General features: G+C 71.1%; 6 protein-coding genes and 1 CRISPR repeat array. Of the genes, 2 read left to right on the forward strand and 4 right to left on the reverse strand.

Annotated elements, in window-relative coordinates; translation table 11 throughout:
- The 4 genes from casA to IO39_RS50060 all read right to left on the reverse strand — a co-directional run.
- Nucleotides 1–966, reverse strand: a 966-nt coding sequence (gene casA / locus IO39_RS50045; protein ID WP_043641387.1) for a type I-E CRISPR-associated protein Cse1/CasA, incomplete at its 3' end; no start/stop codon positions are given.
- 345 nt (nt 967–1,311) lie between these two features.
- Nucleotides 1,312–4,221: a CRISPR-associated endonuclease Cas3'' gene (locus tag IO39_RS50050; RefSeq protein WP_052424393.1), complete on the reverse strand. Its 2,910-nt coding sequence runs from the start codon at nt 4,219–4,221 to the stop codon at nt 1,312–1,314.
- Nucleotides 4,222–4,427: 206 nt separating this feature from the next.
- A CRISPR array of direct repeats spans nt 4,428–6,963; the repeat unit is 28 nt; unit sequence GTCGGCCCCGCGCCTGCGGGGATGGTCC.
- Nucleotides 6,964–7,860: 897 nt separating this feature from the next.
- On the reverse strand, nt 7,861–8,547 hold the full coding sequence (locus tag IO39_RS50055) for a GntR family transcriptional regulator (RefSeq protein WP_043641389.1): 687 nt from the start codon (nt 8,545–8,547) through the stop codon (nt 7,861–7,863).
- A gap of 120 nt (nt 8,548–8,667) precedes the next feature.
- Nucleotides 8,668–9,261, reverse strand: coding sequence for a hypothetical protein (locus IO39_RS50060; protein ID WP_043641391.1), 594 nt, complete (start codon nt 9,259–9,261; stop codon nt 8,668–8,670).
- A 514-nt stretch (nt 9,262–9,775) separates the two neighbouring features.
- Here IO39_RS50060 and IO39_RS50065 point away from each other — a divergent pair.
- Nucleotides 9,776–10,141, forward strand: a complete 366-nt coding sequence (locus IO39_RS50065) for a hypothetical protein (protein WP_043641394.1) — start codon at nt 9,776–9,778, stop codon at nt 10,139–10,141.
- A 51-nt stretch (nt 10,142–10,192) separates the two neighbouring features.
- On the forward strand, nt 10,193–12,211 hold a 2,019-nt coding region (locus IO39_RS50070), incomplete at its 3' end, for a hypothetical protein (protein ID WP_043641395.1).

A 12,211-nucleotide genomic window follows, 5' to 3' on the forward strand; every position in this document is an offset into this window, starting at 1 on the left:
GCCGCGCCAGGCAGCCTTGCCCGGGATGTGCCGTCGCGGCCGCCGCGTTGTGCCCGCCGGGCTCTTGGCGTCCTTGGCGAAGGTCCACGCGGTGTGCGGCTCCCATTCGGGGATGGCCTGCAGCCGGTCTCCCGCGCACAGCACGACCCGGCAGACGCGCACCCCGTGCTCGGTCTCTTCCGGGACGAGACGGATCCGCCGCGCCTGCCAGGTCCACAGGTCCAGCAGGCCGGTAGCGGCCCGAGTCTCCCACCGCCCGTCGGCGGGGTCGCGCCGCCAGTGTGGGACGTCGTCGGCGGGCTGCACTCCCACCGGGATGTTGAGCATCAACGTCTCGAACAGGGTCCGCCCCACCGGGACGATGACACCCAGGTATCCCAGAGGTCCGGTGACGTTCCCGGTGGTCTTGCCTGCCTTCACCGCGTCGTCGCCGACCGCACCTGACTTGATGCCCGCGGTGTCCCAGCAGTGGGCGTGCAGCAGCCAGTGCGCCGCTTCAGCCGGGGTCAGCGGCAGTGGGTCGCCCTCGGTGCGGGCCGAGAACAGCGGCACGTTGTTACCCGAAGCCTGGGTGGCGACCAGCAGCGCAGAACCTTTCGTCTCCTGCTTGGCCGTGTGCAGCCCGGCCGCCTGGGCGAACGGCACCGTCGTGCTGAACAAGTCGAAGCGGGAGCGGTGATCATCCAGGTAAGCACTGAGCGTGTCCTGCTCGGCCTCGGTGAACCGCCCATGAGCGAACCGGCGCGCCCACTGCTCACGATCGGCGGGCCGTCCCAGGGCGTCTAGGACGACAGGCAAGAGCACCTGACGCAGCAGTGCGGGGGTATGAGTGCGAACTTCGGCTTCCAGCGCGTCGAATTCATGAGCGTAGAGCAGAGCGTCGCGCAACGAGAATGGGCCGCTGGTTGCTTCACCTGCGGGCCGCAGTATCAGCCAAGCTGATTCGATCAGATCAAAACTGTGCATCTGTCCACACCTCTAGATGTCACACATTCTTAAGCGGCCTTTGCCCCGAGATAAGCGCTTCGTCCGCAAATTCCTCGACGAGCCCAATGCTGTTGATCGACTGATCCATGAAGCGGTTTTGTTGAGGGGCTTGGAGATAGCCTGACATAGAGGGGACACGTCCGCAGGCAAACGCCTAAGGTGATTCTCGGCCCCGCTTTTCGACCAGTGCGGGGATGGCCCTCGGTTGTGTTGTGGGCTGCGGTTGATGTATCGGTCGGCCCCGCTGGGCGGGGATCGAGCCCGGCGCGAGCCAGGTGGCCTCAACCAGGACAACGTCACTGGAGGCCACCTGGCTTCGCCCGATCAAGTGCCTCTCCGTGAGAGACCCTCCGAGCCGCCGTCCACGATCAGACCGAGCTTCTCCTCGTATCGCACCTGGTACTGCCCCACCATGGCGGGGACGTCGGCCTGCAACGGCAGCGCCCTGCTGTGCCTCAGCCACGGATGGCCGGCCCAGCCATCCAGCGGCGCCAGAGCGCGCTCGGCCGCCTCGGTCAACTTGGACGGCAGGCGTACGGTGGCGCCGAGGACCTCCTCCACCACCTCGTCGGCGAGCACCTCGCCGTTGACGCCCAGCCAGCGGCCCGCCAGCGTCCGGTAGCCCCGCTGGTCCTGGCGCACCAGGATCACCTCCGCGCTGCGCTGCCCATCCCGGACCACGGCCTCCAGCTTGTGTTCGGCCAGGCTGCCGGGTGCCGCGCCGTAGTGCAGCCCGTCCAGCGTCGCCTTCGCGTGCTCACCGGCCCGGGTGAGCAGGAAGTGCTCCGCGCTGCGGGCCCGCTCCTCCTGCTGCGCCGCCCAATCCTGGCGGGCTTGCTGCTCCTCAGCGCGCCACCCGACCGGCACCACCTCCGAGCTGCCGCCGTACACGCGCTCGACCAGATGCGGCACCTCGCTCGGCACCGACCAGCCGCCACCATCCGCGGCATCGACCAGAGCGGCGGTACGCAGCAGCAGGTATCGACCGTAGATGCCCTCGCTCTCCGGAAGAATCCATGGCGCTGTCTCACCGCGCGGTGCGAAACCCGTGACGATCACCTCCGGCCGGTGGACGCGTGCCGGCCGGGTCACCCCGTCGTGGCGGTGCATCCGGCCCAGCCGCTGCAGCAGCAGGTCAATCGTGGTCAGATCGGTGACCAGCACGTCCGCGTCCACGTCGAAGGACTGCTCGGCCAACTGCGTCGCGACCAGGATCAGCCGTTCCGGCCGCCGCGCTGCGTTTCCGCCTGGCGGGCCCAGCGCCTGAAGGCATTCTTGCGTGCCTTCGGCCCGATCATGCGCGGTCATTCTTCCGTGCAGCAGCCGCACTTGCACCTCGCCGAACCGTTCGCACAACACGCGGTAGGTGTGCTGGGCGCGGGACACGGTGTTGCGGATCACCAGTGCGCATCCGCCCTGCGCGAGCCGATCCCCCAGCAGGTCAGCCAGCGCCACCGCGCCGCTCTCGCCCCCGGGCCCGTCATCGAGGACCTCAGGCAGTACGGTCACCAGCACGTCCAGGTCCGGCCGCCACTGTCGCGCATCGTGCACGTCATAGACCGCCTCGCCCTCGACCAGGCACGCGGCCGTGACGCTCGGATACCCTCGCGGCCGCGGCAGCGCGCCCGTGTCGAACTCCTCCGCCGAGGCCGCCCCGGCCAGATAGGCGGACACCAGATCACGGCGCTGGCCAGGCGGTAGCGTGGCCGACAGCAGCACGACCGGCACCCGCGCCTGCCCCAGCCAGCGCAACCCCTCCAGCAGGAACTGCGACATGTACACGTCGGCCGCGTGCACCTCATCCAGCACCACGACCTTGCCCATCAGCCCGGCGGCCCGCAGCATCACATGCTTGGTCCGCGTCGCCGCGAACAGCAGCTGATCGATCGTGCCGACCACGAAGGGGCTGAGCAGCCCCCGCTTACGGCCGAGAAACCAGTCCGCGGGCGCCTGCCGCTCCGCCGCCCCGCCCTGCTGGAAGGGCGAATCGCCCATCCCGTACAGGTCATCTTCGTCGATACCTGCGAAGAAGCCGTCAGGGTCGGCCTCCACCCCGTCCAGCAGAGCCTGCCACTCCTTGTTGAACATCCGCTTGCCATGCAGCAGCGCCACCTGCCCCGCCAGGCCCGGATCGATCCTGGTCAGCCAGGCACGAACGTGGCTGAACATCGGATCGCTCGTCGCCTGCGTGGGCATGCCCACGAACACGCCGTCCGCGCCGAACCGGGCGGCCAGCACCTCGGCCGCGACCAGAGCAGCTTTGGTCTTGCCCTCCCCCATCGGCGCCTCGACGATCAGCAGTCCCGGCCCCGGCATCCGGCGGGCCACGCCCACGACGACATCCTGCGAAGGCCGAGCATCTTGATCGAACCGGCGGGTGAAGACATCCGCCGGCGGGCTGTCCAACTGCGCCCAGCCACCCCTCAGCCCGAGCCGCCCCCAAGCCTTGACCGCACGGTCCCGAGCGCCTGGCATGGACACATCAGCGAGATCATCGATGCCGGGAAAGTGACGTTCGTCGCTGGCGATCCAGTCCGCCATCACCACCAGGCCGCTGAATTGCAGCTGCACCGCTCGGCTGGGCACTCGCCGAGGCTGCACCGCTCGGCTGGGCACTCGCCGAGGCTGCACGTCGGCAAGATCCGCGAACCCGACCAGCCGGGTGAAGACCTCCACCACCGCCGCCTGCGCCCGCGCCCAGTCAGGACCTCTCCCCTGAGGTTCGCCCCGCGCCGTCCGCAACCCCTCCAGCACCCCCACCGAAGGCACCGTCCCATGATGACCGGCGATCAGCGGCCACAACCAGTCGATCTGCTCCGGCTCCCAGCCGGCTTCCCGCAGCAGACGTCGCAGGAGCGTTCCACCTGCCTTGTCATGCCGCCAGCGGGCCCGCTGCACCACGGACTCGTTCCAGCTCAGCCCGGCTCGCCGGACCGCTGCCGCCCCCTCGGCGTCCACCCGCTGAAACGCCGGCGTCGCCTTCCCGCAATCGTGGATACCGCACAACCAGGCAAAAAACAGCCTTCCGCGATCCCCTGATAGCGTATTCAACGCCCGCTTTGTGGAGGGTGCCAGATAGTTGTCCCAAAGCTGCTCCGCCACCGCTGCGGTATCCAGAAGATGAGAAACCAGAAGATTAGTTCTACCACCCGCCTTCTGGCGCGACTTGCCCCAAAGAGCACCGAGATGCCGTGTTACGACCGGTTCATACCCAAACGCTTCATGCCACGTCATCGCACCGCCTTCCATCAACGCGAACCCTAGATGCCGTGACTGACAAAACAGGGGCGTGCCAGCACACTGCGATATCGTTCACCTACTCCACGGCGTTAGCAGTTCCGAACAGTTCAGCGAGAAGGCGTCAGATGAAACGACCGCCCACCGTTTCGCAACCGAAGGAAAACCGCACCATCTGCCGATGAACGCGCAGGTGAACAAGTGTCGGCCCCGCGCCTGCGGGGATGGTCCTCAGCTCTTCGGCGCCCTGCTGCCCGCCCTCCAGTCGGCCCCGCGCCTGCGGGGATGGTCCGACGTATGGAGAATGCGCCTGCGGGTGCGGTGAGTCGGCCCCGCGCCTGCGGGGATGGTCCTCCGGCGCACATCATCCGGGCTCGCGCCGGCCGGTCGGCCCCGCGCCTGCGGGGATGGTCCGCTCCGCATCCGCGAAGAAGCCCAGCGCCGCGCGTCGGCCCCGCGCCTGCGGGGATGGTCCTCGTGTTCGGCCGGAAGGACGACTCCTTCTCCGGTCGGCCCCGCGCCTGCGGGGATGGTCCGAGCTAGTCCTTGCTGTGGACATGCGGTGGCATGTCGGCCCCGCGCCTGCGGGGATGGTCCGAGGACACCCGGCCGGACGCCGAGGTGCGCCCAGTCGGCCCCGCGCCTGCGGGGATGGTCCTTGGCCGGGCATCGCCCACCACGACTCCGAGACGTCGGCCCCGCGCCTGCGGGGATGGTCCGCCGCCCGGGCCGCGGCCGCCGAGGACCCCCGCGTCGGCCCCGCGCCTGCGGGGATGGTCCCCAGATTCGCCAAATCGCTAGGCAAGTCGTCGCGTCGGCCCCGCGCCTGCGGGGATGGTCCGGTCGATGCGGACGCGAAGGGCGCTGTCGGTGAGTCGGCCCCGCGCCTGCGGGGATGGTCCGTGATCTTCACGGCGGTCGGCTGGGTCATCGCCGTCGGCCCCGCGCCTGCGGGGATGGTCCGCAGCGGCTCGACAAGGTCGTGGCCGACCCCTTGTCGGCCCCGCGCCTGCGGGGATGGTCCTCGCTTGCGCCGGTACTCCTGAACCTCGTCGTCGTCGGCCCCGCGCCTGCGGGGATGGTCCGCAGGAGTACCAGCACCTCGCCACGCAGGGCTGGTCGGCCCCGCGCCTGCGGGGATGGTCCGCCCGCGGCATCAAGGTGTCAGGAGACGGGCGCGTCGGCCCCGCGCCTGCGGGGATGGTCCTCCACGTTGCCAATCGACGTATACCGGCGGATCGTCGGCCCCGCGCCTGCGGGGATGGTCCTCGGGCTCTCGCTGTCCGTATGCGTCATGCACCGTCGGCCCCGCGCCTGCGGGGATGGTCCGCAGCCATGACCCCGGCGCACCCTGCGGGCGCGGTCGGCCCCGCGCCTGCGGGGATGGTCCGCTGCCGGGGTGGGCGGCCTTCCAGGTGGACAGGTCGGCCCCGCGCCTGCGGGGATGGTTCGGTCACCTACGTGCCGGCCATCGCCAACATCAGCGTCGGCCCCGCGCCTGCGGGGATGGTCCCCCCGAGTGGCAGGCAGATTCCCTGCTGGTCGAGTCGGCCCCGCGCCTGCGGGGATGGTCCGCCTCTGCCTCTAAAACGTCGCGACCGAAAGCCGTCGGCCCCGCGCCTGCGGGGATGGTCCGGGATTCGAGGCAGCGTTCGTTCTACCTCATGAAGGCGTCGGCCCCGCGCCTGCGGGGATGGTCCGCCGGATTCCCTTAAGGAGTCGCGAGGCCAGACGTCGGCCCCGCGCCTGCGGGGATGGTCCGTGGGTACAGCGATATTTCAACCCCGCCGCCGAGTCGGCCCCGCGCCTGCGGGGATGGTCCTCCGGGCAGGGTGTGGCTGTCGTTGATGTGGCCGTCGGCCCCGCGCCTGCGGGGATGGTCCGCAGATCTCGCTCACCGACAGCCCGGAAACCGCGTCGGCCCCGCGCCTGCGGGGATGGTCCAGACCAAGAGCTGGGCTGACCTCGGATTCGAGGAGTCGGCCCCGCGCCTGCGGGGATGGTCCGCGAACTTGCCAGTCGGCTCCCCGCGGGTCACCGTCGGCCCCGCGCCTGCGGGGATGGTCCCAGGTCCCGGATGGAGAAGATGTCCTTCGTCGGGTCGGCCCCGCGCCTGCGGGGATGGTCCGTTCGCACCCGCGAGCAGCGCGCGTTCGCCGGCGTCGGCCCCGCGCCTGCGGGGATGGTCCGACCTCGCTACGGCTATGGACGTGGTCCGCTCGGTCGGCCCCGCGCCTGCGGGGATGGTCCGGTGTACTTCGATTCGCCTGGCAAGGACACCCGGTCGGCCCCGCGCCTGCGGGGATGGTCCGCTGCCCGAGGTGCACTTCCGGGCGATCGTCGTGTCGGCCCCGCGCCTGCGGGGATGGTCCTCGGCATCATCATTCTGTGGCTGGTGAAGCAGCGTCGGCCCCGCGCCTGCGGGGATGGTCCGTAGAGCAGCCGGTCGAGGACCTCGCGCGGAGTGTCGGCCCCGCGCCTGCGGGGATGGTCCCCGCTTCACCGTCACGACCGTCCCGCAGGTGGAGTCGGCCCCGCGCCTGCGGGGATGGTCCCTGGGCCATGGCGGATGCGGCCACCGCCGCCACGTCGGCCCCGCGCCTGCGGGGATGGTCCAGCTGGAGGTGGCTCGGCCACCGCCCCGCCCTCGGTCGTCCCCGCGCCTGCGGGGATGGTCCGGCGATCATTGAGGCGGGCCTGCCCGCCCGGGGTCGGCCCCGCGCCTGCGGGGATGGTCCTACTCGATGCGGCTGGCCGAGTGGCTGGGCGGGGTCGGCCCCCCGGGTCCGTTCGCGCCGCCCAAGACCCCCGCCACGATCCTGTCGGCCCCGCGCCTGCGGGGATGGTCCTAGCACCTCAGCCAGAGCGGTCCTCCTGGATGGGTCGGCCCCGCGCCTGCGGGGATGGTCCGCGGCAGGCGCGCGCCGGGCGGATTCCTCACTGGTCGGCTCCGCGCCTGCGGGGATGATCCTTTCAGACACGCCGCCCTAAAGGGGACGGAGACGTCGGCCCCGTGCCTGCGGGGATGGTCCGGGGAGTCAGCTCCGCCATCGGTTGACCACCTTGTCGGCCCCGCGCCTTGCGGGGATGGTCCGCGATGCTCCCGACGAGCTGCCCGGCGATGAGGGTCGGCCCCGTGCCTGCGGGGATGGTCCCCGCGTCGGGTTGGTACTCCGGACGGAAGCCACGTCGGCCCCGCGCCTGCGGGGATGATCCGGCGCGGGCGCGGACCTTTCAGGAGGCGCTGCAGTCGGCCGCGCCTACGGGGAGGGTCCGCCGATGGAAGTCCCGATCGGCATCCGCGCTCCGTGTGAACGGACGCGAGCTCCTCCAGGTAGATGGCCATGACGATGCAGATCCTTGGCCATTCGAACTCCAGGTGGGCGGACACTACGCGTCCTTTTGGACGGCCGGGCCTCACGGCATCGCGTACCGAGTCCAGCGCCGCCTGGCGGAGCCCGAGGCGCCTCGCCGTCGTTGGCCATGCCTGGCCGTGGCCCCGCGTCCTTGGCCAAGCAGGCCGAGGTCGAGGAGAACTACGTGTTAGCGGTCATCAGGACTCTTGTCCGTCTACCGAAAGAAACTCGCGTTTGTCCCAATCGGCCTGTTCCTGCCCTAGACACCCACCGGCATCTTTCACGTCTTCGGTCCATCAAGCGCCACGAGGTCGTACTGCAACACCGTCCGGTCGCCGGGATACACCTCGACCCGCATCCCGACCAGCCGCCGGCCCACGAGCAGCCAAACCACTTGCTCAAGTACGGGGGTTGCCCGCGGGAGGGCCAACGTGGTGCTTTCCTCGTGGGTCGGCATGCGCGCAACCACGTTGGCCTTGGCCTTGATCGGCAGCATGCCGGCGTCCACGAGCAGCAGCAGGTCCGCCTTGTCCAGCGGGGCCGGTCTGGTCAGCTCCGGGATCTTGGACGTGACGGCACGCGACCAGTAGGTGTCCCGGATGCTGTCGCCGATCAGGCGCCGCCGGAAGACGCCCGGCTCCACCTCGTTGGGGTCCTCCATCGCGGGCGGGGTGTCCACGACGGCGACCTCCACCGTGGCGCCGAACTCCCGGTTGATCGTGTCGAGCTCGACGGCCTGCGCTGTCCGGTCGTAGCCGCGCACGAACACGCCGCGCTTCGGGACGGTGACGGCCAGGCCCTCGGCGACGAGGTCCTCCATCGCCCGCTGCACCGTCATCCGCGACACCTTCCACTCGTCCTTCAGGGCGTTCTCGCTCGGGAGCGGCTCGCCCGGCTTCCGCTTGCCGGTCAAGATCTCCGACCGCAGCCTCTTGGCGATCTCCTCGAAGGGGTGCCGTGCGGTCATGAGTATCCATCCCGTCCGTGTCGGTGGTGTGCCGACACCAAGCGTGCCAGCAGTGCGTGCCACCGGGATACCGGTCTCGACTATCAACGTCAACAACCCCTTCTTGTCTTACTACACCTATCAAGCTAGCTTGTATGGTGTAGATAGCCAAGAGACGAATGGGAGGGGCGAGGAGATGAGCGTTCTGATCCCGCCGCGCGAGCCGTGCCCCGTGTGCCAGGGCGGCGGCTCCATGACCTGCAGCGGGGCGTCCATCAACCCCTGCTGGGGCTGCTCCGGCAAAGGGCAGACCCGCGACTGGCGCACGTTCCAACTCGTCGCTCTCCAGGCGTCCGCCCTCCTGGCCGCGTCGGCGGCCGGCGGCGCATTGGTCGCGTTCCTAAGCGGCGACCTCACAGCCATCGCCGACGCCCTGGCGGTGACGCCGTGACGTACGTAAAGGTCGAACCGCCCGAGCAGTCCGGCGACGTCGCCGAGGACAAGATCACGGTCGAGGAACACGTGCCCGCCCCGGCCCCCGCCGAGGAGCCCTCCGAGCGCATCACCGACGACCACGCGGGTTCCCCCGTGGCCGAGCCGGGCCGGACGCTGCTCGTCGGCGGCCTGGCCACGGCCACGCTCCTCGTCACCGGCCTCTACCAGCTCGCCGGAGTCGGCGGCCTGGTCGGCGGCGGCGTAGCCGTGGCCGGAGCGGGCGCCGCGTACGTGGCGCACCGGCGCGGCACCCTCCTCCGCGAGCGGCCCGGCCGGGGCGGAGGGGGCGGTGGCGACTCGGCCAGCGGCAGCGGTTCGCGGCGATCGCGCCGGAGCGGACGATCCGGTGGCGACTCGGCCGCGCACTCCAGCGGCGGGCCGGGTGGCGGCCGCCGGCCGCGCCGTAGCGGCAGCCGAGCCGGATGGTTGGACTTCCCACGCGGGAAGTCCACTTCGCCGGGTTCCCGCCGTCCGCCGGCCGGAGGCGGCTCCACGTCGACGCCGCGCCACGGCGGCGAACGCGGGCCGTTCTCCCGCGCGCGCCGCGCGGGCCGCACCGTCCGCGCCTGGGTGGATCGGCGTACCGGCCGCGCCCGCGGCTGGCAGCTCCGGTTCCAGCCCGACCTGGCCCGCCTGGTGGGCTTCCTGCACGCATGGGACACCGCCACCCGGATCGGCCTGCATGCCCTGCTCGCCCGGCTGATCGCGCGGGCCCGCCGCCTCGTCGGCCGAGCCCGGAAGGAGCGCCCCCACCGTGAGCCGCATCATCGCCACCAGCAGCGCCGACAACCCGCTCGTCATCATGTCCGCCGAGATGATCGGCGCCGCCTCCAGCTACACCGTGCCCGACATGATGATCGTCGCCGAGCACCTGGACGCCCTCCACCAGGTCGGCCAGAACCTCACCCTCGCCTACCAGCGGTTCGGCGCCCGGCTGCAGGCCGCCTACCCGATCCACCCCGCGGTCGTGGAGCACTTCGGCCACCTCATCAAGGGGTCCGCGGCCCTCATCGACCCCGCCCAGCAGCTCGCGGCCACCTTCCGCCAGGCCCACGCCGACGACATCGCCCGCCGCGAGAAGCCCCGCATCAACGAGCACCTCTGGAACATGCCCGCCTGACCCCAGGCCCGCCCGACCCTGCACCTGCACCACAGCGAAGGAGAACCACCCGTGGCCACCACCACCCCACAGCGCAACCGGCGGCAGCCGACCGCGCTTCAGGGTGTCCTCGCCTCGGCCGTCCAGGCAACCGGCGCCCTCGCAGCGACCGGCGCCCTCGGCGACGTGTTCGACCTGAACCCCGTGTGGGGAGCGGTCGGCACGGTCGCGGCCCCCGCCGCCACCGTGGTGCCCAACGCCCGCCACGCCTCCCCTTCCGCCCTGCTGTACCGGCTGTCGTGCTGGTGCGGCGCCGGGTCCTGGCTCACCTGGGTCCTGGCCACCGGCCTGTGGCAGACCGGCACCTTCGCCGCGCTTGGGATCGGCGCGCTCGCCGCCACCCTCGCCTCCCCGCTCGCCTCCCGCGACCGGCAGCGCCTTGAGGTGGCCGCCGGCCGAGGCGCGCTCGTGCTGCGCTCCACGTCCCGGCTCGCGCAGGACTGGGAGCGGCGCATCGCCCGCGTCTGCACCATGAACGTCCTGGTGGAGGACCTGCGGTTCTGGCCCGGCCGGACCGGCTACGACCTGCTCGTCCGGCTGCCGGGCGGCGGCCGTACCCGCTCCGATCTGGAGCGCGGCGCGGACGCGCTCGCCTCCGACGCGCGCCTGCCGAACGGGTGCGGCGTCGAGGTCACCAAGGGCCCGGACCGGGGGTCGGCGTGGCTGCGCGTCGGCACCGTCAACCGGCTCGCCGAGACCATCCCCTACCCGGAGGACTTCACCGCTACCTCGTTCCTGGACCCCAAGGTCCTGGGCGAGTTCCGCGACGGCTCCCCCGTGCAGGTCATCCTGCGGCAGAAGGCCGGCCTGTTCACCGGGCAGCGAGGCTCAGGCAAGACGGGCCTGCTGCACGTCACGACGGCCGAGGTGGGCCGGTCCCGTGACGCCATCGTCATCCACATCGACCTCAACGGCGGCGGCGTCTCCCAGGCGTGGCTCGACCCGTGGATCGAGGGCGAGATCGAGCGGTGCCCGCTCGGCTGGGCCGCCTCCAACATCGAGGAGGCCGTGCTCGTCAGCCGCGCGTTGCTGGCGATTGCGAAGGACCGCAAGAAGTCGACGCGGCGGATCAAGAAGGCTGCGAACTCCCAGCTCCTTCCGATCTCGCCGGAGCTGCCCGCGTACGTGGTCCTCATGGACGAGTCCGCTGAGGGCATGGCGGCGTCGGCTCACCCGCTGTACGCGGAGTTCCGCGCCAACATGGAGGAGGTCCAGCGGATCGGCCGCAACGAGGCGGTCGAGGTCTACTTCTCGGCGCTGCGCGCCACCTCCGACGTCATCTCGCCGAACGTCAAGAAGCAGTCGACGCTGCGGATTGGCATGTTCGTGCAGGACGCGGAGGAGATCGCGTACCTGTTCGGCTGGAACAAGGGCATCAGTATCGAGGACCTCGACGGCCCCGGCTGCGCCTTCATCCAGCACGACCAGGAGCGGCCGCGCCCCTTCAAGGCGGCGTTCATGGAGTTCCTCCAGATCGGCCGCGCCGCCGTGGCGATCTCCCGCATCCGGCCCGAGTTCGACCCGGCCGCCGTCCGCGCCGCCCGCGCGGCGATCGGCGACCTGTTCGACACCCGGTACGACCGGATGCGGGAGGCGTTCACCGATCTCGATCCCGACGACGAGCACGAGGACGGCGACGAGGGCCAGGCCGCCGCGCTCCCGGCCGTGCACACGCCCGCCCCGGCGCCTGTCGTCCCGCAGCAGCAGGCGGGCGGCTTCACGCTGGAGTTCGGCGCGAACATGGCGGACTGGCCGCAGGTGCCGGAACTGATCGCGCGAGCGCTGGCCGTCTTCCAGGCGGCGGGCGACACCCGTATCCACTCCGAGGACCTGGCCGTCGCGCTCGGCTTCCCCAGCAAGACCGAGCTCGCTGCGGCGCTCGCCTCGTACGGGGTGACCGCGCTCAAGAACCCGTTCGAGCGCAACGGTCAGCGGCGCCGCGGCTACGACCGAGCCGATTTCTTGTCTGCCACGCAGGGTGATCGGCGGGAGGAGGCAGGGGAGGGCGGCGGCCCCCACGACCCCCACGTG

This window comes from Nonomuraea candida (assembly GCF_000725485.1).
GTDB classification, from domain to species: Bacteria; Actinomycetota; Actinomycetes; order Streptosporangiales; family Streptosporangiaceae; genus Nonomuraea; species Nonomuraea candida.